The following is a 19,937-nucleotide window of genomic DNA, read 5'->3' as shown; positions in this document are numbered from 1 at the left end:
GTAGAACAACGGCCAACTAACGTGGGACGCCACACCCATTAACCAGCGAAGGCCGCCACCCGACAGGTGACGGCCTTCGATGAAGGAAACCTACTTGACGGCAGCCTTGAGCTTGGAGCCTGCAGTCAGCTTGACGCTGCTGCCTGCTGCGATTTCAATGGTCTCGCCGGTCTGCGGGTTGCGGCCGGTGCGAGCTGCACGCTCGGTGCGCTCAACGGCAAGCCAGCCGGGGATGGTGACCTTGACGTCGTTCTTGGCAGAGGAAGCGAGAACGTCGAACAGGGCGTCAAGCACGCTGTTCACGGCAGTCTGGCTGGTGTCAGCCTTTGCTGCTACCTCTGCAACCAGTTCGCTGCGGTTCTTGGTCTCTTTCTTAGCCAATGTGTGTCCTCCTGGACTCGTCCGGATATTGCAGAACCCCACCTTGATGGCGAAGCTTCTGGAGGAAAACCTACCAGCTTCAACCCCAAAGTCCCGCAGATTGGCGCGAATTACGGCCTTTCACAGCAAAAACCGGTCAAATTCCCCGGAAATCAGCGGATTCTACGGGGAAATCCGGTCCGGAAGCCGGTCAACACCACCAAGAACGCCACCAGCATCAGCGCTGCCGTGACATACGCGATGCCGGATGGAGGAGAACCGATCACCACCTGCGCCCTGATGAACGCACCCGCGCTGATCCCGATGTTGAAGGTCGAGTTGTGGATCGCCGCAACAGTGTCCGGGTGTTCGGGCGAGGCGTTCATCGCCGCGGTCTGCACATAGGACGGCACCGGTCCGTAGAACACTCCCCACACCACCACCAGGACCAGTGTCCACCCGGGCGCTCCGCCTAAGAGCGCAATAACGACGACGGCGCCCGTCATCACCCCGATCGACACCAGGAGGGCGCGGCGGAGGTTGGCATCCGTGAAACGGCCGAGCGCAATGAGGCCCAGCACGCCGGCGGCACCGTAGGCCAGCAGCGCCATGCCCACGGAGCTCTCCGTGAAACCTGCCTGGAGGAGCAGTGGCGTGACGAACGTGTACAGGGCAAACTGCGCACTCATCAGTATCACCACCGCCACAATCACTCTGCGAAGTGCCGGCTCAGCCAGCGCAGCGCGTAACTGCGCACCCCCTGAAACAGTTGACCCAGCCAGCGGCGGCATGATCCGCGCGGCACCGGCGGCGAGGATCAGGGATAGCAGGGCTGCGGCCGCGAAGGCCCACCGCCAACCGATGGTCGATCCCACCCAGGTGCTCAGCGGCACCCCGCCCGCGATCGCAAGCGCGTTTCCACCATTCACCAGGGCAATCACAGCGCCCAGGCGTCCGGCCGGCGCGAGCCTGGACGCGTAACCGAACACCACGGCAAAGAACAGTGCGTGACAGGCACCGGCGAGCAGTCTTCCAGCCAGCGCGAACGCGTAGCTCTCGGCCAGGCAGACCATGAAATTGCTGGCACCGTAACCGGCCAGGAGTCCTATCAGCAGCGGCCGGCGGGAAACCCCACTTGTCCAGGCGTTCAACGGAATAGATGCGAGCACAACCACGGCGGCGTAAGCGGACACGAGTAGGCCCACTGATGATTCGGATACGCCGAGGTCCGCGGCCATCAGGGGCAGGAGACCGATGGGGAGAACCTCTGTGGCGACCGCGAGGAAACCGCCCGCGGATAGCAGCAGCAGGGGCGGGCGGAGCACGGTCTGGTTGGTCAACGTGCGTCCTTTCAGCGGACCTGTTTTGCCTGAGGCGTTAAATGACTGAAGCGGCGACCCGTGAGAGTCGCCGCTCCAGTGTGAAACTAAATGCTTACCAGCTGGACTTGGTTACGCCGGGCAGTTCGCCACGGTGAGCCATGTCGCGGAAGCGGACACGCGAGATGCCGAACTTCTGGAGGGTGCCGCGGGGGCGCCCGTCAATCTGGTCGCGGTTGCGAAGGCGAACCGGCGAAGCGTTGCGGGGAAGCTTCTGCAGGCCGAGCCGTGCAGCTTCACGAGCCTCATCGGTTGCGTTCTCATCCACAAGGGTCTTCTTGAGTTCGAGGCGCTTGGCCGCGTAGCGCTCAACGATGACCTTGCGCTGCTCGTTACGAGCAATCTTTGACTTCTTAGCCATGTTTAGCGCTCCTCTCGGAATTCGACGTGCTTGCGGATCTTGGGATCGTACTTCATGAGGACCATGCGGTCCGGGTCATTCCGGCGGTTCTTGCGGGTCACGTAGGTGTACCCGGTACCGGCCGTGGACTTCAGCTTGATGATCGGACGTACGTCCTTGTCCTTCGCCATTAGAGCTTCACTCCCCGCGCCTGGATCTCAGCGACCACGGCGTCAATACCGCGGACGTCGATGGTCTTGATGCCGCGGGCCGAAACCTGCAGCGTTACGTTGCGGCGCAGGGACGGTACCCAGTAGCGCTTCTTCTGAATGTTCGGGTCGAACCGGCGCTTGGTGCGGCGGTGCGAGTGCGAAATGCTGTGCCCAAAGCCCGGCTCGGCTCCAGTCACTTGGCAGTGAGCTGCCATGACGATCCTCCAAAGATTGAATAAAGCAAGTAGCAGACAGTGCTACCTGCCATGGAATGCCATCAGTGACGCCCTGTAATGACTGTCCGTAAGACCGCCGGGGAGACGCGCTATCCTGCGCAACCTGAGCCCCTAACTACCGGCCGCAGGAAGAATAAACCTGAAAACCGGAGCAATTGCGCACGCTTCGCCATCTGATGCCCCTCCATTCTAGGAGGTGGCACGGTTTAAGACCAATCGAATCAGGCTACTCTGGCACGCCGTCGGCGTCGACCACAGTCACAACCCCGGGTTCGCCCCCACGGAAACCTGCCGGAAGAACCGCCGCTGTATCAACGATCGCCGAACGCACCTCGGCACCGGATGAGATCCTCACCCGGTCCAGCAACACAGAATCGACGACGACGGCGCCCTCCTCCACAACGGCATCGGGTCCGATAACACTGTGGGTCACCGTCCCGTCAACCCGCGCACCGGGAGAAACGAGGCTCGAACCGATCCGGGCGCTCTCCCCGACGAAGGCGGGAAGACGCCTCGGGCTGGCACTGAGTATAGGCCAGCGGGGATCGTCAAAGGGCAGGCCGCGGCCGTCCAACAGGTCCATATGCGCCCGGTGATAGTTTTCGGGTGTGCCAAGATCCAGCCAGTAGGTATCGAGCCTGTGCTCGGCAACCGTGAAGTGCTCCACCAGATGCGGAATCAACTGATCGCCGTAGTCCTCAAGCTGACCCTCCCGCTCGTGCAACTCCTGCAGCGTGTCCAGCAGCACATCCGCCGAGTAAAGGAAAATCTCAGCGGCCACAATGTCCGTCCGCGGCTTCTCCGGTTTGTACTCGAAACCGGTAACCAGGCCGTCCGCAGACTCGAGGACACCGTGTGCGGAGGCATCGCCGTCGTACTGTTTGGCCACCATGGTGAGCACAGCGCCGGTGTCCTGGTGGGTCTTCACCACGTCGCGGTAATCGAGCTGGTAAAGGTGGTCCGCGCTGAGGACAAGGACCAGGTCCGGGTCAAATTCGCGGATGAACTCGGCCTGACGGTACAGCCCGTCAGCGTTTCCCTCGGCGAAACCTTCACCGTGCTCGCCCTCGAAAGGCGGAAGCACCCGAAGTCCGCCGTTGGTCCGGTCAAGGTCCCAGGGCCGGCCGTTGGCCAGGTGGTCGTTGATGGACTTGGGCTGGTACTGCTCCACCACCCAGACATCGGAAATGTGGCTGTGGTGGAGGTTGGACAGAGGAATGTCGATCAGGCGGTACGTTCCGCCCACCGGGACAACGGGTTTGGCCTTCCTGTCGGTCAGCGACCCCAGGCGCCCTCCACTGCCGCCTGCAAGAATGATGGCCAGGATGGACGGCGTCTTCACACCGAGACCACCGGCGCCGACTGCTGGAGGATCCAGTGCGTCTCATCCAGGCGGGCGAGGATCTTCTTCCCGATCCTTTCCAGATCAATCACGTCCCTCTCGTCAAGCGCATCGAACACCAGTTGGCGCACATATTCCACGTGGTCCACGGCGAGAAGCTGAAGGTTCCGCAGGCCCTCCCCTGTGATGGTGGCCGTGGTGACACGCAGATCCCGGGTGCTCTGGCTTCGCCTGACCCAGCCCCTGCCCTCAAGCTTGGTGACCACATGGCTCAGCCGGGACAGCGATGCGTTCGAACGCCCCGCCAGTTCACTCATGGGAAGGGTATGGTCTCCCGCTTCGGAGAGCATGGCGAGCACGTGATAGTCGAACAGCGTGATCTTGGCGCGCCTGTTTAGATCAGCATCCAGCGTCCCCGGCAGCATGGTGGCAACCGCATAGAGAGCGAGCCAAGCTTGCCGTTCCGCTGGACCCAACCACCGCGCGCCTGTCATACCGGTCATTCTGGCATAAAAGGCGCGCGGTCCGTCTCAGACGCCTGCCGGTTTGCGCTCGCCGTCAGCCTCCAGGTCAAGCGGCAGCTCCGAGTAGTCCAGCAGGTCGTTTTCGTGCTGGTTGGCCACCAGCGCCTTTGCCTCAGACTCCGTGTCCACCGAGGGCATGGAACCAGGCATCGGCTTACGGGCGGACTCCTTCATGAAGTACACCGTCACCGCGCCGACAACCGATGTGGCCACCAGATAGTAGGCGGGCATCATGTCATTGCCGGTCAGATCCACAAGACCCTGCATGATGAACGGCGCGGTGCCGCCGAAGATCGCAACCGCGAAGTTGTAGGCGATACCCATGGCCCCGTACCGGCTGGCGGTTGGGAAAAGGGCGGGCAGCGACGACGCGAGGATCGAGACATAGAAGGTAACAGGGAACGCCACCAGGGCAAGCCCGAGCAGGGTGGACCAGACTGCTCCGACCTGGAGCAGAAGGAACGCCGGAATTGCAAAGACAATGGTGCTTCCGGAACCGATCCAGAGAACGGGACGGCGTCCAATGCGGTCCGAAAGACGGCCCGCAAGCGGAATGCACAACGCCATGACCACCAGGACCGGAATGGTGAGGACGGTCCCCTGCAGCGGATCATAATCGAGGACGCTGGTCAGGTAGGACGGCATGTAGGAGGTCAGCGCGTAGCCGACCGTGTTCGCCGCGGCGACCAGCAGCATCGCGATGACGATGCCGCGCCAGTAGCGGCGGAAGATTCCGAGCGGGCCGTGCGAGACGGCGTCGTCGTTGGTCTGGGCTTCCTTGGCGCCCTCCTCCTGGGCGTCGAGCGTTGCCTGGAACGCCGGTGACTCCTCGATCTTCATCCGGAAGTAGATGGCAATCAGGCCAAGCGGGCCGGCGATCAGGAACGGAATGCGCCAGGCCCAGGCCTCCATGGTGTCCTGACCGAGGGTGACCTGCAGGATCGAGACCACAACGGCGCCGACAGCGAAGCCCAGGTAGCTGCCCAGGTCGAGGATGCTCGCCAGGAATCCGCGGCGCTTATCCGGTGCGTACTCGCTGACGAAGGTCGTGGCGCCGGCGTATTCGCCACCCGTGGAGAAGCCCTGCAGGATCTTCAGGAACACCAGGAGCGCCGGTGCCAGGAACCCGATCGCCGCGTAATCCGGCAGCAAGCCGATGGCGAAGGTTGAGGCCGCCATCATGATCAGTGTCCAGGCGAGGGTTTTCTGCCTGCCGATCTTGTCGCCGATGTAACCGAAGACAACACCGCCCAGCGGGCGGAAGATGAACGTCACCGCAAAGGTGCCGAGGGCAAACAGCAACTGGACTGCGGGATCGGCCTGCGGCAGGAACACCGCACCCATGGTGACGGCGAGGTATCCGAAGACGCCGACGTCGTACCACTCCATCGTGTTTCCCACGACGGTGCCGCCGACCGCCTTCCGGAGCGTTGGTTTCTCAACTACCTGAATGTCGTCGACGGCGAGCTTGCGCTTCCCGAAGCGCCGGGCGGATCCGCCCTTTGCCGTCTTGGTGGAATAGTGGTTGTCCATGGGCATCTGGGCCTTTCGTGAGGTCATTTGCTTGGAACCGAGATCCATCGCGGGTCATCGCCCGCAAAACAGACCTTCAATTTTAGTGAAATAGCCTCACGAATCCGAATGGACCGCCGGAATCAGTGCTCCGTGCCCCGGTTCAAACCCTGCGCATCCCCATGACGACGCGGAGCGCACGCGTCGCTATGTTATTCCTCACACCGCGCTGCGGGTGGCCGGTTTCCACACGGGTTGAACCAGCTGCGGGTACTTCGCCGTCAGCGCGTCGCCAGAGGATTGCCTGCGGAGCCTCCGCCCCACCCAGGGGGCGAGGTATTCCCGTGCCCACACAGCATCTTCCTTGATCTGCGCCAGGCGTGAGCGAGCCGGCCGCGTGTCGAGTTCGGGCACCTCGATACTGTGCGCCGACTTCAGCACCTCCAGGACCCGCGCCGCCATCAGGGTGTGACCGGCAGTGGCCATATGCATCCGGTCCACGTCCCAGTAGTCCCAGTTCTGGAACTCGCGCATCCGCCAGTAATCGGCAATCTCGGCGTCGTGGCGGTCCGCGATCTCACGCACCAGTTCGTTGTAGATCGCGGTCCGCCCGCGGGTCTTGCCGAACACGGCTGACTTCACGGAATCGAACCCTGTGAACAGGACCACAGCGGCACCGGACCCGCGCAGCCGCGCGATGCCGGCGTCGTACTCCGCCATCAGCGCGTCCAGGTCGATGGAGGGCCGAAGGATGTCATTGGCGCCCGCATAGATGGTGACCAGGGTGGGCTGCAGCTTCAGCGCGGCGTCGACCTGCTCGGTCAGGATCTGCCGCATCTTGCGGCCGCGGATGGCCAGGTTGGCGTACCCCCAGGACGGGTCGGCGAGGATCAGCTGCTCCGCCACACGGTCAGCCCAGCCGCGCACACCGTTGGGGCACCCGGTATCCCAGTCCCCTACGCCCTCACTGAATGAATCGCCGAGCGCGACATACCGTTGGGTGTACTCCACCAGGCCTAGTTCTCCTCGTCCTTGTCGCCGTCCTCTTTCGGGCCCTGGTTCCCGGCGTCGTACTCGTGCTGGGTGTGGTGCTCAGTCTCGCCGAACGAGCCGTTGAACCCAGCCGGATCGCCGGTTGGCTGGGCTGAGGGCGGGTTGGGGAAGGTTGGCGAACCGCCGAGATCGTTGCCTTCCTGCGCGGCCTCGTCGGCCGGCTTCTGATCCTTCGTCATGACTCCTCCTATACGGCGATTCCTACGGGCATCCGATGAGTACCGGGACGCTGCTTTCGCCCAACCAGCATAGTCGGCGGGGGCGCACGGCACACGCGGCCTGCGCAGACGCTAAGCTCGGTTACGAATCGCACCTCGTGAGGAGATCAGCATGCCCGAATCCCTGCCGGAGCCACAAGCAGAATCACAGCCGGGATCAGGCCGCAAGCGCGCCGCCCTGATCCTCAACCCGGTCAAACCCACCGAGCAAGACATCCGCGGCATTGTCGCGGAACTGAGCGCTTCCGAGGGCTGGGATGAACCGTTGATCCTGGAGACTACGGAGGATGACCCGGGTCACGGCCAGGCGCAGGAGGCACTCAAGGCGGGGGTCGACGTCGTTATCGCCGCCGGCGGCGACGGCACCGTACGGTGCATAGCCGAGGAACTTGCGGGTACGACGACGGCCCTCGGCTTGCTCCCGCTCGGCACCGGCAACCTGTTGGCCCGCAACCTCGACATCGACGTTGACGATCCGCGCTCGGCGGTCGAGGCGGCTTTGACCGGTACGGAGCGGCAGGTGGACGTCGTCTATGTGAACGTGGACCGGGCCCAGGACGCCCACGTCTTCCTGGTGATGGCCGGACTGGGTTTCGATGCGTCGATCATGGCCGACACCCGGGATGACCTGAAGGACAAGGTGGGCTGGCTTGCCTATGTCGACGCCGGTATCCGCAACCTGCAGGGCAAGCCGTCGAAGGTGAAGATCACGCTTGACGGCGGGAAGCGCATGACGCGCCGCCTCCGCAGCGTGATGGGCGGCAATTGCGGAAAGATCATGGGCGGCCTGGAAATCTTCCCTGGCGCGAAGATCGACGACGGGCTGCTGGACATCATGACCGTCGCGCCGAGCGGAGCCTTCGGCTGGTTCGCGGTGCTCGGGAAACTGGTGGCGCGCGGCAAGGGCAAGGACCCCTCACTCGAGTACTTCCAGTGCAAGGAGGCCGAAGTTGAGGTGGACACGCCACTGGAGATCCAGCTCGACGGCGACGCCCTGGGCAGGGGCAGGCACATGGCCTTCCGCGTGGAGCCGAACTCGCTGAAACTGCGTATGCCCTACGGCAAGAAGGACCCGGCGATCCTCATGAACCCCGAGCCGTAAAGCCTGGTTCCGGCCTCGCGATTACGTGCAGGTCTTCGACGGTTCCTAGCCACCGCCACGCGATTAGGTGCAGGCCTGCTTAGTCTTCGGGAGACAGGACCGCCTACAGCTCGGCCTTACCTTGCCGCCAGTACCCCATGAACGCAACCTGCTTGCGGTCAATGCCCACGTCCCGCACCAGGTACCGGCGCAGTCCACGGACGACGGCGGCCTCCCCGGCAATCCAGGCGTAGAACGGCAGCGCGCCGGATGGCTTGTCCGGATTCAGTGAACCGTCGAGGGCAGCGGCGTCGAGCAGTTGGGGAGTTTCCCAGAGGATCGTCTTGTCGATGTCGATCTCTTCGGGCTCCGGCCCTGCAGCTCCGCCTGCCGCAGCGCTCAGCGCCTGGGCCGTAGGCGTATCCGCGCCGAGAGCGACTCGGAACGGCGCCGAGAGGGACACCCAACCCGGAACCTTGATCGTCTGGCGGACGGCGGCGTCGAGCAGTTCACCGTGCGGACGGCCGCTGCGCACCAGCCAGCTGATGCCGACGCCGGAGGGCGTCTGGATGTCCTGGATGTCCGAACTGTCAGGCACCTCGAGGAAAGCATGGCCTGCAATGTCTTCCGGCAGCGATTCGAGGATGGCGCTGATCGCCGGAACGGCTGTCTCGTCGCCGGCCAGCAGGACGTTCTGCGCCAGACCCGGACGCCACTCGATGCCGCCGTAGGCACCGGCCGTTGCGCACGTCGCGGCGTGTACGTTGGGGCCAATCAGCCAGACCCGGTCGCCCGGTGCGGCAGTGGCAGCCCACGACGACGCCGGGCCGCCCTTGCCATCGGCGTCGAAATGCATGACGAAGTCCACGTCCAACTCCGGAACCTGGCTGTCACAGCGCGATTCGCGGACCGTGTAGGTGCGCATGTCACCGCGCTCCTGCGGGTCCAGGGCGAGCCACTGCTGGTACCAGGTGCTGCCGCCGTCGGCCATCAGTGCGCCGATGTCCACACCCCCGTTGCCTGCGGGCGGGATCATGACCTTGATCCGGAGATCCAGCGTGGAACCCTGCACACCGAAGTCCCCCAGGCAGGCTCCACCGAAGGTGATCCGCTGAAAGTTCGCGCTGATGCGCTCAACCTGGCTGACGACGACGTCGAACGCCTTGATCGCCGACACCGTCCCCTGGGCCGTGGTTGTGCTGGCGCGGGATCCAGTGCGCCCCTGGCGCCTTGTGCTCACTTCGGTCACGATGCTGCCTCCATGGTCAGTGCTCGAATCCCGTCCTGGGGGTTCGCTAAAAAACCCGGGTTCTGCTCCGGGTTGGTCTCTGTTGTGGTTGTGCGCTCGGACGCTGAGTGGTGACGGCCGATCGGCACAACCATGGGCGTGCCTGAAACGGGGTCCCCGATGACGCGGGACTGCAGCCCGAACACCTCGCCGACGGTCTCCTCCGTCACCACGTCCGCGGGAGCGCCCTGCGCAACAATGCGTCCACCCTTCATGGCGATCAGGTGATCGGCGTACCGTGCCGCGAGGTTGAGATCATGCAGCACGATCGCGACTGTGGTTCCGGCGCGGCGGTTCAGGTCCGTGATGAGGTCAAGCACCTCGACCTGGTGCGAGACATCCAGGAAGGTTGTCGGCTCATCGAGCAACAGAATGTCGGTCTGCTGGGCCAGTGCCATCGCTATCCAGACCCGCTGACGTTGGCCACCCGAAAGCTCGTCCACGTTCCGGCCCGCGAGTTCCAGCGTGTCCGTGGCCTGCAGCGCGGCGGCGACAGCGGCGTCGTCGTCGGGATTCCATTGCCGGAACCAGCCCTGGTGCGGGTAGCGGCCCCGGCCCACGAGATCGGAAACGGCAATGCCGTCCGGTGCGACGGGCGTCTGCGGAAGCAGACCAAGCGTTTTGGCAACGGCGCGGGTGGACAGGGAGTGGATGTTCTTTCCATCGAGCAATACCGAGCCCGACGCCGGTTTGAGCAGCCGCGCGAGGCCGCGCAGCAGCGTGGACTTGCCGCACGCGTTGGCGCCGACAATGACGGTGACCTTGCCCTCGGGCAGCTCGACCGTGAGATCCTCGACCACGCGGCGGTCCTCATACGCGAGAGTCAGATTCTTGGCGTTCAACCTCATGTCAGCCTCCCTGGCCAGATCGGTTGGATGTTGCAAGTAGCCACAGCAGGAACGGCGCACCGAGCACGCCCGTGATCACTCCCACCGGGAGGGTTACGCCCGGAATCAGGTTGGCGGCCGTGAAATCCGCGCCCAGGACGATCACCGCACCCACCAGCCCCGCGGTGAGCAACGGGCGGTGACCGTTCAGGAACCTGCGCGCGATCGGCCCGGAGAGGAAAGCGATAAAGGAGACCGGCCCGGCGGCCGCCGTCGCAACCGCCGCCAGCAGGACACCTGTCACAATGAGCGAGAGCCGTGAACGTTCCACGTTGACGCCGAGACCGGCTGCGGTGTCGTCGCCCAGTTCCAGCCCACGCAGCGAGCGGGACAGTACGACGACGGCGGGCGCCAGGACAACCAGCGCGAGCGCCAGGACGCTCACGCGGTCCCAGTTGCTGGAGTTCAGTGATCCGTTCAGCCACACCAGTGCGTCGGAGGCGACGTTGATGTCGGTTCGCGTGAGCAGGAAGCTGACCACTGATTGGAGGACCGCCGAGAAGCCGATTCCAACGAGGATGAGCCGGTAACCGGCCACTCCCCCGCGTCGGGAGATGAAGTAGATGGCCAGGGCTACTGCGAGGGCACCGATCATCGCGAATCCTGAGAGCACCAGGCCGGATGCACCGAGCAGCACTATTGCGAACACCGCCGATGCGCTGGCGCCGTAGCTGATGCCGATGATGTCCGGGCTGGCGAGCGGGTTACGCAGCATGGTCTGGAAGATTGCGCCGGCCACCCCGAACGCCGCTCCGATCAGCACGCCGATGATGACGCGGGGAAGCCGGTTCTCCATCACGATGAAACTGGCGCCGGGAATGTCGGCACCGCCGAGGATGCGGAAGAAGTCCGGGATGGTGACCGTATAACGGCCAAGCAGGAGGGTGACCGCGCTGAGGGCAATGATCACGAAGACGAGGGCACTGATCTTGACCGCGCGTTGACTGCTGAGATCATGGCGCTTTGGCAGGCGTATTCCGCCATTATCCAAGCACTCAACGGGGGCTTTGGTGAGATTCATAGCTGTGCCAGCTTCCGGCGTCGTACCAGCCAGATGAAGACCGGGGCGCCGATGACTGCGGTGACGATACCCACCTGCACCTCGCCCGGGGGCAGAATGACGCGGCCGATGATGTCGGCGACGAGCAGCAGGACCGGCGCCAGGATCATTGAGAATGGCAGGATCCAGCGGTAATCCGGGCCGGTGAAGGCGCGGACAACGTGCGGGATGACCAGGCCGACGAAGCCGATCGGGCCGGCAGTCGCCGTCGCTGCCCCACAGAGGATGACGACGCCGAGGGCGGTCAGCGCACGAGCCAGGACAACGTTCTGGCCTAGTCCGCGGGCAATGTCATCGCCGAGGGAAAGACTGTTGAGCACCTTCCCGGTGAGCAGCGTGAGCAGGAAACCAACGGCGAGGAACGGGATTACCGGACCGATGACCTCCCACCCGCGCGCGGAGACCGAGCCGACCTGCCAGAAGCGGAAGGTGTCGAAGGTCTGTTGGCTGGAGACGAGCACGGCGTTGAGCAGCGAGACCATGCCCGCCGAGAGCGCGGCACCGGCGAGCGCGAGTTTGACCGGTGTGGCGCCGTCGCGCCCGAGACTGGCGACGGCGTACACCAGCACTGCGGCGGCGGTTGCGCCGAGGAACGCGAACCAGATGTAGCCGGTGAAGTTGGTGACGCCAAAGACGAAGATGCCGATTACCACGGCGAGCGCTGCGCCGGCGTTGACTCCCAGGATGCCTGGATCTGCGAGCGGGTTGCGTGCAACGCCCTGCATCGCTGCACCGGCGAGTCCGAGTGCCGCTCCCACCAGGAGACCGATAATGGTTCGCGGTACACGGGAGAGTACGACGGCGTGGTCCCCGTTAGCGGGGTCGAACGCCGTGAGTGCCTGGAAGAGAGTCTCAATGCTGATGGGCCGGGCGCCGATTGCCAACGATGCGAGTGCTGCGAGTAGGAGCACGAGCGACGCGATTGCCAGCTTCAGTCCCCGCGCTCCGGGCCGCTTACGGGCGCGTGCTTCGAGGGTCCGAGGGAAGGCGGCGTCGATGGCCATGCCTGCCTCCTTCAAGTCTGTCGAGCTCGGACTTAAGTAAGGCTAGCCTATGCAGGGCGGCATTAAGAAACGGTTCTGTACTCTATTTCTTCGGAAGATTCGTGCACCTCCGGCGAGTTCACCGCCCTCGAAGCCGCCAGACGTGCACGAAAGTTCAGAGGTTACGGTGCTGCGCTTGGCGGCGTCCCGCGTCCGAATGGGCTTCCGCCCAGGCGCTCCCGCTGGTGCTCCGAGTGCCAGTTCTCAAGCGAGGGCCCCTTCGGAACGATTCCGGTGGGATTGATGTCCTCGTGCACCACGTAATAGTGCTTCTTGATCTGGTCGAAATCGATGGTGTCGCCAAACCCGGGGGTCTGGAACAGGTCACGGGCGTACCCCCAGAGCACCGGCATCTCGGTCAGCTTGTTGCGGTTGCACTTGAAGTGTCCGTGGTACACCGGATCGAACCGGACCAGTGTAGTGAACAGTCGCACGTCGGCCTCGGTGATGGTGTCGCCCACGAGGTAACGCTGGCCCGCCAGCCGTTCTTCGAGCCAGTCCATCGCGGTGAACAGGCGGTCATAGGCGTCCTCGTACGCTTCCTGGGATCCGGCGAAGCCGCACCGGTATACGCCGTTGTTGATCTCCGTGAAGACCCGCTTGTTCACGGTGTCGATTTCCTCGCGCAGGTCCTCAGGATAGAGCTCGGGGGCCCCTTCCCGGTGGTACTCGGTCCACTCTGTGGAGAGGTCGAGCGTGATCTGCGGGTAGTTGTTGGTGACCACCGCGCCGGTGTTCACGTCCACGATTGCCGGCACCGTAATCCCGCGGGGGTACTCTGGGTCGCGCTTGAAGTAGGCGTCCTGGAGCCGCTCGATTCCGAGCACCGGATCCTTGCCGCCCGGATCCAGGTCGAAAGTCCAGGACCGCTTGTCGTGCGTAGGGCCGGGCGTGCCGAGCGAGATGGCGTCTTCCAGGCCCAGCAGTCGGCGGACGATGATCGACCGGTTGGCCCACGGGCAGGCACGCGCCGCGATGAGCCGATACCTGCCCGGCTCAACAGCGAACCCGTCCGCGCCGTCCCGGGTGATGCGGGTCTCGATGTAGTTCGTGTCGCGCTTGAACTCCTTGCCGGAGTCCACGTAGGCACCCTTGGTGCTGTGCTCGGATTCGCTCATGCTCACACCCTAGATTCTTGAACTGTCAACAGGCTGATAAAGCCCGACGGCGGTGCGGCCGCCCTGGGGAGGCGGCCGCCGTCGTCGTTCGCTTACTTAGGCTCCTAAGCGAGGCTCTCAAGCAATGCCTGGCAGGCCGCTTCGCAGCGGCGGCATGCTTCGGCGCAGATCCGGCAGTGATCGTGCATGGACGCGTGCTGCTCGCACTCCTCGGCACAGTTGCGGCAGGCCTGCAGGCACGCTTCGAGGAGCGGCTTGAGCACACCGGGATGGTGCCCGCCCTGTCGCTGCAGCATTCGCACAGTAGCGAGGCAGATGTCCGCGCAGTCCTGGTCGGTCCGGATGCAATGGCGCAGATCGGCGATGTTCTCCTCGCCCAGGCAGGCGTCGGCACAGCTGCCGCAGGTGGCGACGCAGTCAAGGCAGGCTTCGATGGCTGCTGCGAGGTCGCCCGCCTGCAGGTGTCCGGACGGCCTTGGGTGGGCGATGATCATGTCTGCGATGTGGGTCATGGTTTGATCCTTTCTCGACTTTCCTTCTGGCGACGGTATTTCTGGCGCAGCTCGCGGCCTTTGTCCACGAGCTCTATCTGCTTGTCCCGCTTTTTACGCGCCTGTTTGGTGTCCCGCGGGGGAAGCTGCACGGTTTCTTCCGCCTCGATACCGGCCTGCAGTTCGCGTGCGCGCTCAAGTTCGGCGTCGAACTCGGCACCGAAGAGGAGTGACAGGTTAGCCAGCCAGAGCCACAGCAGGAAGATGATGATGCCCGCTATTGCCCCGTAGGTTCGCTGGTAGCTGTCCGAAAACGCGACGTAGAGGGAGAACCCTGCGGTGGTGATTGCCAGGACGACCAGTGCGATCAGCGAACCGACGCTCACCCACTTGAACTTGGGCTGCTTGAGGTTGGGTGCGGCGTAGTAGAGCACGGCGATCATCAGCACCGCGAAGAACACCATGACCGGCCACTTGGCGATGTTCCAGATCATGACGGCGGTAGGGCCGAGACCGATCGCGTTACCGACCGCCTCCGCAACCGGGCCGGACAGGATCAGCAGCAGCGCCATCAACACCACCAGAAGGAGCACGACGACGGTGACCAGCAGCATCACGGGGCGCAGCTTGTAGAAGGGGCGCCCTTCTTCCACCTCGTACATCCGGTTCATTGCGCGGGCAAAAGCGCCAACGAATCCCGAAGCGGACCAGATGGCGCCAAGGATGCCGATGACGAATGTCAGACCGGCGGCGTCGGATGACGCCAACTGCTGTATGGGTTGCCGGAGCGTGGTCTCTGCATCGGGCGAGACGTTGGCGAGAATATTCAGCACCGCATCCGTTGTCGCTTCAGCCTGCCCGAAGAATCCGAGGATGGAGACGAGGGCCAGCAGCGCGGGGAAGATCGCCAGCACTGCGTAGTACGTCAGCGCCGCGGCGAGGTCCGTGCACTGGTCACGGCTGAACTCGCTGACTGTGCGTTTGAGGACATATCCCCACGCGGGCTTTTTGATATCGGTTGGGGTATCGGGTTTTCGGGAATCATCCGGGTGCGGACTTGATGCCGCCTTGGCCTGTGTGGCCTCTTCCGCTGAATCCGCCTGTGCTGGATCTTTTGTGCTCACCTTCCACCTCCGGTTCAGGATCCGCTTCTTCCACCGAACCATAAGGATACTTAGTATTGCAATGGGTGGTCGAGCGTTTAGTGTGGATTTCAGGCCGCCAGAGACTTTCCAGCCAATCGAAGGGTCGCAAATGCGCATCGCTGTCATCGGAGCAACCGGCAACGTGGGAACGGCGGTCCTGCGACGTCTCCAGCAGGCTCGCCAGGAGAATCCGGACATCTCCCTCGTTGGCGTCTCCCGCCGCAAGCCGTCACTGGAGCACCCTCCCTACACCGGGGTTGAGTGGCACACCGCCGACGTCGGCACCGATGCCGGCCGAAAAGTCCTCACCGAGGCGCTCAAGGGGGCCGACGCCGTCGTACATCTGGCCTGGGCTATCCAGCCCAACCGCGACGAAGATGCGATGCACCGCACCAACGTGACCGGCACGCAGAACACCCTGCAGGCCGCGGCCGACGCCGGCGTGAGGCACTTTGTCTGCGCCTCGTCGGTGGGTGCCTACAGCCCGGCACCGAAGGACCAGCCAGTGACCGAAGACTGGCCGACCGGGGGCATCCCGACCTCGCATTACAGCCGCCACAAGGCGGCGCAGGAGGACCTCCTCGATGCATTCGAGCGCGACTACCCCGAAATCCCGGTGGCCAGGGTGCGCCCGGGCCTCATCTTCCAGGCGGATGCGGGCGAGGAGATCGGCCGGTTCTTCCTCGGCCCGCTGGTTCCCAAATCCATCCTGAACAAGCTGAAGATTCCGGTGCTGCCCATTCCCTCGCAGCTCATCTTCCAGTCAGTGCACGCGGCAGATATGGCTGATGCGTACTGGAGGATCGTGGACCAGCGGGCCTCGGGAGCGTTCAATATTGCCGCTGAACCGGTGCTGACTCCCGCGCTGGTGGGTGGGCTGCTCGGCGCCAAGCGGGTGCTCGATATCCCCGTCTCGGTGCTGCGCGCCGTCGTCGCCGCCTCATGGAGCCTGCACCTGCAGGCGACGGACCCGGGCTGGATCGACATGGCGGCGGGAGCACCGGTGATGAATACGGACCGCGCACGCACGTTGCTGGGCTGGGAGCCCACGCGATCCTCGGTTGCGGCGATGCGCGAGGTGATCGACGGGATGGCCGACGGCGCCGGCGTGCATGGCTCGCCGAGCCTGCGTCCCGGGCGGTAACCCCCTGGCATCGACTCTCCATTAGGTGACCGTTAGAGCGCTGAAACAGTCACCTAATGGAGAGTCGATTCACTCCTTCACGGCACCCGCCGATGCGTTCATGATCCGCTTCTGGAACACGAAGAACACGATCGCCACGGGAACCGTCATCAGCGCCGCCGCCGCGAGCTTCAGCGGATACTGAGTGCCCTGGCTCAACGCGCCGGACGCCAGCTGGGCAACCCCCTTGGTCAGCGTGGTCAGCGAAGGATCCTGCGTGGAGATGATGAAGTGGTTGAGCTCGTTCCAGGAACCCTGGAAGGACAGGATCACGATTGTCATGACCGCCGGCCGCGCCATCGGCAGCACCACCGACCAGAACGTGCGGAACGTTCCGGCGCCATCGATCCGAGCCTGCTCCTCCACGCTGACCGGAATCGACTCGAAGAAGTTCTTCATTATGAACACGCCCGCCGCGTCCGCGAGCAGGGGCAGGATCATGCCGGTGTAGGAGTCGTAAATGCCCAGCTGGTTGATGACCAGGAACTTGGGGATCAAAAGTACGACGCCGGGCACCGCCATCACCGCGACCAGCAGCGCGAACACAAGACCGCGCCCCCGGAACGGTATACGGGCCAGTGCGTAGCCGGCCAGCGAGTCGAAGAAGACCCGCCCGAGCGTCACGAACACCGTGACGATGAACGAGTTCAGCCCCCACAGCGGGAAGTCGGAGTTCGCGAACAACCCTTCGTACGCGGCCACCGTCCAGTTCTGCGGGATGAGGCTGAGCGGGTCCTGTGCCGCTTCGGGCTCGGTCTTGAAGGACGTCGCCACCTGCACCAGGAACGGGAAGATGTAGATGATCGCGAGTGCGATGAGGATGCCGTACGTGATCCACGCGCCGCGGGTTGCCCTGCGCCGCGCAGGCGAGACAGGATGACGACGGCGGCTCGTAGTTTCCGGGGCGGGTGCGGTTGCCGTGCTCATCAGTGGGTGTCCCTCTTCTCGTCCTTCGGCGCCGCGGTGCCGGGTGCGGCTGCGGCGCTGGAACCGGCGCTGACCCCCGCGGGTACCATCCGCCGTCGTCGTGGTACATCGCGCTCCCGCAGTGCCCAGCGCTGGACCAGGGTGAGGACCACGATGATCGCGAACAGAACGAACGCGATGGCCGCACCCACCCCCCACTGCTGGTCGACGAATGCCGAGTTGAAGGACAGGTACGCCGGCGTCAGCGTGGTCTTGGCCGGACCGCCCTGGGTGCCGGTGTAGATCTGGTCGAAGACCTGCCACGTACCGATGAGCCCGAGCGTCAGTACGGTGAAGAGGGTTGGCCGCAGCATCGGAAGGGTGACGCGACGGAACCGCTGCCAACCCGTGGCGCCGTCCATCATTGCGGCCTCCTGCACTTCGCCGCTAACGTTCTGCAGCGCGGCGATGAAGAGCAGCATGAACGTTCCCGAAGTAGTGAAGATGGCCATCAGGACAAAGGCCGTCATGGCAACCGATGGCCCGGCGAGCCACTCCCAGCCGCTGATGCCGAGGAAAGCGGGATCCTGGAGGGCATCCGGCGCCTGGTCGAGCCCCACAACTCCCAGCAGGATGTGCAGCACACCGCGCGGATCCTGGAACCAGTTGGGACACTCGATGGCGAAGAAGGACAGTACCTTGTTCACCACGCCGGATGCGCTGAAGAGGAACAGCCACAGGACCGTGATCGCAACCGAGCTGGTGACGGACGGGAAGTAGAACGCGGTCCGGAAGAATCCGCGGCCCTTGAGGATCTGCCGGTTGACCATCACCGCAAGGAAGAGCGAGAGCGCTGTCTGCAGCGGAACAACCAGCACCACGTAGTAGAAGTTGTTCCGTATCGAAGTTCCGAAGTCCCGGCCGATCAGTCCTTCACCGCCGATGATCGTTGAGTAGTTCTCCGTTCCGACAAAGTTCACGGAGCCGGAGAACGGGCTGCCGCGTCCGGTCCAGTCCGAGACGCTCACCCATGCCGCCATCAGGACCGGGATCACGAGGAACAACCCGAGGATCAGGATGATCGGGGCGATGAACAGCCAGCCGGCCAGTCCCTGCTTGCCGCGAATGCTGCCGCGGCGCTGCGGAGCGGACCGCGCCGGTTTTGACTGGGATGCTTGATGGGATGTCATCTGGGAAGCCTCGATCTTTTGCCGCTACGGGGTTTTTCGCGGCGGCGCCCCTGACCCCTTGAACAAGGGATCTCAGGTAAGGGGGCGCCGCTGCGAGTCAGTAAGCCGGCATCAGCCGGCGAGCACGGATTCCATCAACGGCTGCACGGATTCGAGGATCTGCTGCGGCTCCGAAGACTCCAGGGACTCCAGCTGCGAGTTCAGCTCCGACAGCACATCCGCCGCACCCTGCTGGGCCGGAAGGTTCTGCGCATACTCGCCTCCCGCAATAAACGCCGCCAGGTCCGGGTACTGCTCGGACCAGTCACCCGCGACCGACTGCAGTGACGGCATCACGCCGAACGCCTCAGCGAACGCGAGCTGGCTCTCCGGCGAGGTGAGGTGCTCCACCAGGGCCTTGGCGCCCTCGACGTTGTCGCTGTCCGCTGCGATCCCCCAGCAGTTGGTGAACTGCAGCGTGCCCTGCCCGCTGGGTCCGGCGGGTAGCTCAGCAACCTGGTAGGCGATGTCCGGGAAGTCATTGGTCATGGCACCGGCAATCCAGTTGCCCTCGATGACCATCGCCGCGAGGCCCTTGCCGAAGGCTTCGCCGCCCCAGCCTGCGCCGAGATCAGAGGAGTAGGCGGCAACGCCGTCGGTCATCATCTGCTTTACATAGCCCAGAGCCTCGGCGTTCTCGGGGCTCGCCACGGTGGCTTCGCCGTCGGTCACCAAGCCGCCGCCCGCCTGCGCGGTGAAGACGCCCAGGCGCTGGAACTCGGGGCTGAAGCCCAGCCCGACGACGCCGTCCGTTGTCAGCTGCTCGGCGACAGCGGCGAGTTCATCCCAGTTGGTGGGGATGTCATCCTCGGTCAGCCCGGCTTCCTCCCACATGGTGGTGTTGATGATGAGCCCGAGCGTGGAGAAGTCCTTCGGCGCACAGTACAGCTGGTCCTCGTAGGTGAACGCCTCGCGAAGCGCCGGGTAGTAGTCGTCCTTGTTCTCGAGGTCCTCGCCGTACGGTTCCAGCGAACCGTTTGCTGCGTAGCCGGCGAAGGCGTCGGTGGAAAGGTAGAAGACGTCGGCGGGCTCACCCGAGGCGAACCCCTGGCTGAGCTGCTGCGTCAGGTCGGAGGCCACTATCACGGAGGCCTCCACGCCGGACTCGCCGGCCCAGGCGTCGACGGCGGTGTTGACCGCCTCCGTCTCCGCGTCGCCCGAGGAGCCGATGAGGACGCTCACGGGTGCGTCAGTTGCCTGCGTCTGTTCGCCGCCCTCCTCTGCGGATTCATCGAAGCCCGAGCCGCCACACGCTGTGAGGGCGAGCACGGATGCCGCGGTGATGGCGACAGCCAGCCGCTTTCGGGGATGTGCAGTCTTCATTGTCTGA

Annotated in this window: 22 protein-coding genes; 2 read left to right on the top strand and 20 right to left on the bottom strand. The window is 64.2% G+C overall.

Translation table 11 applies throughout. The features are described from left to right. Nucleotides 1–90: 90 nt before the first annotated feature. The 10 genes from ACX80C_RS05175 to ACX80C_RS05130 all read right to left on the bottom strand — a co-directional run bounded on the left by ACX80C_RS05175 (nucleotide 91) and on the right by ACX80C_RS05130 (nucleotide 7,137). Nucleotides 91–381, bottom strand: a complete 291-nt coding sequence (locus ACX80C_RS05175) for an HU family DNA-binding protein (protein ID WP_056544463.1) — start codon at nucleotides 379–381, stop codon at nucleotides 91–93. 152 nt (nucleotides 382–533) lie between these two features. After that, entirely contained in the window at nucleotides 534–1,700 is a 1,167-nt protein-coding gene (locus ACX80C_RS05170; protein ID WP_459325196.1) for an MFS transporter, read from the bottom strand. Between the two features lie 94 nt (nucleotides 1,701–1,794). Beyond that, entirely contained in the window at nucleotides 1,795–2,100 is a 306-nt protein-coding gene (gene rpsN, locus ACX80C_RS05165; RefSeq protein ID WP_026545363.1) for a 30S ribosomal protein S14, read from the bottom strand. A 2-nt stretch (nucleotides 2,101–2,102) separates the two neighbouring features. Further along, on the bottom strand, nucleotides 2,103–2,270 hold the full coding sequence (gene rpmG, locus ACX80C_RS05160) for a 50S ribosomal protein L33 (RefSeq protein WP_019481734.1): 168 nt from the start codon (nucleotides 2,268–2,270) through the stop codon (nucleotides 2,103–2,105). After that, entirely contained in the window at nucleotides 2,270–2,506 is a 237-nt protein-coding gene (rpmB, locus tag ACX80C_RS05155) for a 50S ribosomal protein L28 (RefSeq protein ID WP_026545364.1), read from the bottom strand. The genes rpmG and rpmB overlap by 1 nt, the downstream gene beginning before the upstream one ends. Nucleotides 2,507–2,753: 247 nt before the next feature. Further along, nucleotides 2,754–3,869 (bottom strand): glucose-1-phosphate adenylyltransferase family protein, encoded by a 1,116-nt coding sequence (locus ACX80C_RS05150; RefSeq protein WP_459325195.1) that lies wholly within the window; start codon nucleotides 3,867–3,869, stop codon nucleotides 2,754–2,756. After that, nucleotides 3,866–4,363, bottom strand: coding sequence for a MarR family winged helix-turn-helix transcriptional regulator (locus ACX80C_RS05145; RefSeq protein ID WP_459325194.1), 498 nt, complete (start codon nucleotides 4,361–4,363; stop codon nucleotides 3,866–3,868). Before ACX80C_RS05145 ends, ACX80C_RS05150 begins: the two co-directional genes overlap by 4 nt. 36 nt (nucleotides 4,364–4,399) lie before the next feature. Then, a complete protein-coding gene (locus ACX80C_RS05140) occupies nucleotides 4,400–5,926 on the bottom strand; it encodes an MFS transporter (protein WP_459325474.1) in 1,527 nt (508 codons plus the stop codon). 198 nt (nucleotides 5,927–6,124) lie between these two features. Next, on the bottom strand, nucleotides 6,125–6,916 hold the full coding sequence (locus ACX80C_RS05135) for an SGNH/GDSL hydrolase family protein (RefSeq protein ID WP_459325193.1): 792 nt from the start codon (nucleotides 6,914–6,916) through the stop codon (nucleotides 6,125–6,127). 5 nt (nucleotides 6,917–6,921) lie between these two features. Next, complete coding sequence (locus ACX80C_RS05130; RefSeq protein ID WP_459325192.1) at nucleotides 6,922–7,137, bottom strand: hypothetical protein; 216 nt, start codon at nucleotides 7,135–7,137, stop codon at nucleotides 6,922–6,924. Nucleotides 7,138–7,288: 151 nt separating this feature from the next. Between ACX80C_RS05130 and ACX80C_RS05125 the strand changes: the two genes are divergently transcribed. After that, on the top strand, nucleotides 7,289–8,278 hold the full coding sequence (locus ACX80C_RS05125; protein ID WP_459325191.1) for a diacylglycerol/lipid kinase family protein: 990 nt from the start codon (nucleotides 7,289–7,291) through the stop codon (nucleotides 8,276–8,278). A gap of 103 nt (nucleotides 8,279–8,381) precedes the next feature. On the opposite strand, the gene ACX80C_RS05120 is transcribed toward ACX80C_RS05125, so the two are convergent. The 7 genes from ACX80C_RS05120 to ACX80C_RS05090 form a co-directional block, all read right to left on the bottom strand. Next, the gene (locus tag ACX80C_RS05120) at nucleotides 8,382–9,434 is read right to left on the bottom strand and encodes a siderophore-interacting protein (RefSeq protein WP_459325473.1); all 1,053 of its coding nucleotides are present in this window, start codon (nucleotides 9,432–9,434) and stop codon (nucleotides 8,382–8,384) included. A 68-nt stretch (nucleotides 9,435–9,502) separates the two neighbouring features. Further along, a complete protein-coding gene (locus tag ACX80C_RS05115) occupies nucleotides 9,503–10,393 on the bottom strand; it encodes an ABC transporter ATP-binding protein (RefSeq protein WP_459325190.1) in 891 nt (296 codons plus the stop codon). A gap of 1 nt (nucleotide 10,394) precedes the next feature. Next, complete coding sequence (locus ACX80C_RS05110) at nucleotides 10,395–11,453, bottom strand: FecCD family ABC transporter permease (RefSeq protein WP_459325189.1); 1,059 nt, start codon at nucleotides 11,451–11,453, stop codon at nucleotides 10,395–10,397. Continuing rightward, the gene (locus tag ACX80C_RS05105) at nucleotides 11,450–12,496 is read right to left on the bottom strand and encodes a FecCD family ABC transporter permease (protein ID WP_459325188.1); all 1,047 of its coding nucleotides are present in this window, start codon (nucleotides 12,494–12,496) and stop codon (nucleotides 11,450–11,452) included. The genes ACX80C_RS05110 and ACX80C_RS05105 overlap by 4 nt, the downstream gene beginning before the upstream one ends. A gap of 161 nt (nucleotides 12,497–12,657) precedes the next feature. Beyond that, a complete protein-coding gene (locus ACX80C_RS05100) occupies nucleotides 12,658–13,653 on the bottom strand; it encodes a glutathione S-transferase family protein (protein ID WP_459325187.1) in 996 nt (331 codons plus the stop codon). 104 nt (nucleotides 13,654–13,757) lie between these two features. Beyond that, nucleotides 13,758–14,165: a four-helix bundle copper-binding protein gene (locus ACX80C_RS05095; RefSeq protein ID WP_459325185.1), complete on the bottom strand. Its 408-nt coding sequence runs from the start codon at nucleotides 14,163–14,165 to the stop codon at nucleotides 13,758–13,760. Further along, complete coding sequence (locus tag ACX80C_RS05090) at nucleotides 14,162–15,268, bottom strand: YihY/virulence factor BrkB family protein (protein WP_459325184.1); 1,107 nt, start codon at nucleotides 15,266–15,268, stop codon at nucleotides 14,162–14,164. Before ACX80C_RS05090 ends, ACX80C_RS05095 begins: the two co-directional genes overlap by 4 nt. Nucleotides 15,269–15,398: 130 nt before the next feature. Between ACX80C_RS05090 and ACX80C_RS05085 the strand changes: the two genes are divergently transcribed. Continuing rightward, nucleotides 15,399–16,433, top strand: coding sequence for an NAD-dependent epimerase/dehydratase family protein (locus ACX80C_RS05085; RefSeq protein WP_459325183.1), 1,035 nt, complete (start codon nucleotides 15,399–15,401; stop codon nucleotides 16,431–16,433). 69 nt (nucleotides 16,434–16,502) lie between these two features. Here ACX80C_RS05085 and ACX80C_RS05080 read toward each other — a convergent pair whose 3' ends face one another. The 3 genes from ACX80C_RS05080 to ACX80C_RS05070 form a co-directional block, all read right to left on the bottom strand. Beyond that, on the bottom strand, nucleotides 16,503–17,399 hold the full coding sequence (locus tag ACX80C_RS05080; RefSeq protein ID WP_459325181.1) for a carbohydrate ABC transporter permease: 897 nt from the start codon (nucleotides 17,397–17,399) through the stop codon (nucleotides 16,503–16,505). After that, a complete protein-coding gene (locus ACX80C_RS05075) occupies nucleotides 17,399–18,568 on the bottom strand; it encodes a carbohydrate ABC transporter permease (RefSeq protein WP_459325179.1) in 1,170 nt (389 codons plus the stop codon). The genes ACX80C_RS05080 and ACX80C_RS05075 overlap by 1 nt, the downstream gene beginning before the upstream one ends. Nucleotides 18,569–18,679: 111 nt before the next feature. Further along, nucleotides 18,680–19,930, bottom strand: a complete 1,251-nt coding sequence (locus ACX80C_RS05070) for a sugar ABC transporter substrate-binding protein (RefSeq protein WP_459325178.1) — start codon at nucleotides 19,928–19,930, stop codon at nucleotides 18,680–18,682. Nucleotides 19,931–19,937 lie beyond the last annotated feature (7 nt).

Source organism: Arthrobacter tecti, from assembly GCF_054511355.1.
The sequence above is the reverse complement of the archived record's forward strand: the minus strand, read 5'-3'. Positions and strand labels throughout refer to the sequence as shown.

What these genes read in the sequence shown, in the direction of transcription:
- rpsN (WP_026545363.1), bottom strand. Translation starts at nt 2,100, where the DNA reads ATGGCTAAGAAGTCAAAGATTGCTCGTAACGAGCAGCGCAAGGTCATC.
- rpmG (WP_019481734.1), bottom strand. Translation starts at nt 2,270, where the DNA reads ATGGCGAAGGACAAGGACGTACGTCCGATCATCAAGCTGAAGTCCACG.
- rpmB (WP_026545364.1), bottom strand. Translation starts at nt 2,506, where the DNA reads ATGGCAGCTCACTGCCAAGTGACTGGAGCCGAGCCGGGCTTTGGGCAC.
- ACX80C_RS05145 (WP_459325194.1), bottom strand. Translation starts at nt 4,363, where the DNA reads ATGACAGGCGCGCGGTGGTTGGGTCCAGCGGAACGGCAAGCTTGGCTC.
- ACX80C_RS05140 (WP_459325474.1), bottom strand. Translation starts at nt 5,926, where the DNA reads ATGGACAACCACTATTCCACCAAGACGGCAAAGGGCGGATCCGCCCGG.
- ACX80C_RS05130 (WP_459325192.1), bottom strand. Translation starts at nt 7,137, where the DNA reads ATGACGAAGGATCAGAAGCCGGCCGACGAGGCCGCGCAGGAAGGCAAC.
- ACX80C_RS05125 (WP_459325191.1), top strand. Translation starts at nt 7,289, where the DNA reads ATGCCCGAATCCCTGCCGGAGCCACAAGCAGAATCACAGCCGGGATCA.
- ACX80C_RS05115 (WP_459325190.1), bottom strand. Translation starts at nt 10,393, where the DNA reads ATGAGGTTGAACGCCAAGAATCTGACTCTCGCGTATGAGGACCGCCGC.
- ACX80C_RS05110 (WP_459325189.1), bottom strand. Translation starts at nt 11,453, where the DNA reads ATGAATCTCACCAAAGCCCCCGTTGAGTGCTTGGATAATGGCGGAATA.
- ACX80C_RS05105 (WP_459325188.1), bottom strand. Translation starts at nt 12,496, where the DNA reads ATGGCCATCGACGCCGCCTTCCCTCGGACCCTCGAAGCACGCGCCCGT.
- ACX80C_RS05100 (WP_459325187.1), bottom strand. Translation starts at nt 13,653, where the DNA reads ATGAGCGAATCCGAGCACAGCACCAAGGGTGCCTACGTGGACTCCGGC.
- ACX80C_RS05095 (WP_459325185.1), bottom strand. Translation starts at nt 14,165, where the DNA reads ATGACCCACATCGCAGACATGATCATCGCCCACCCAAGGCCGTCCGGA.
- ACX80C_RS05085 (WP_459325183.1), top strand. Translation starts at nt 15,399, where the DNA reads ATGCGCATCGCTGTCATCGGAGCAACCGGCAACGTGGGAACGGCGGTC.
- ACX80C_RS05080 (WP_459325181.1), bottom strand. Translation starts at nt 17,399, where the DNA reads ATGAGCACGGCAACCGCACCCGCCCCGGAAACTACGAGCCGCCGTCGT.
- ACX80C_RS05075 (WP_459325179.1), bottom strand. Translation starts at nt 18,568, where the DNA reads ATGACATCCCATCAAGCATCCCAGTCAAAACCGGCGCGGTCCGCTCCG.
- ACX80C_RS05070 (WP_459325178.1), bottom strand. Translation starts at nt 19,930, where the DNA reads ATGAAGACTGCACATCCCCGAAAGCGGCTGGCTGTCGCCATCACCGCG.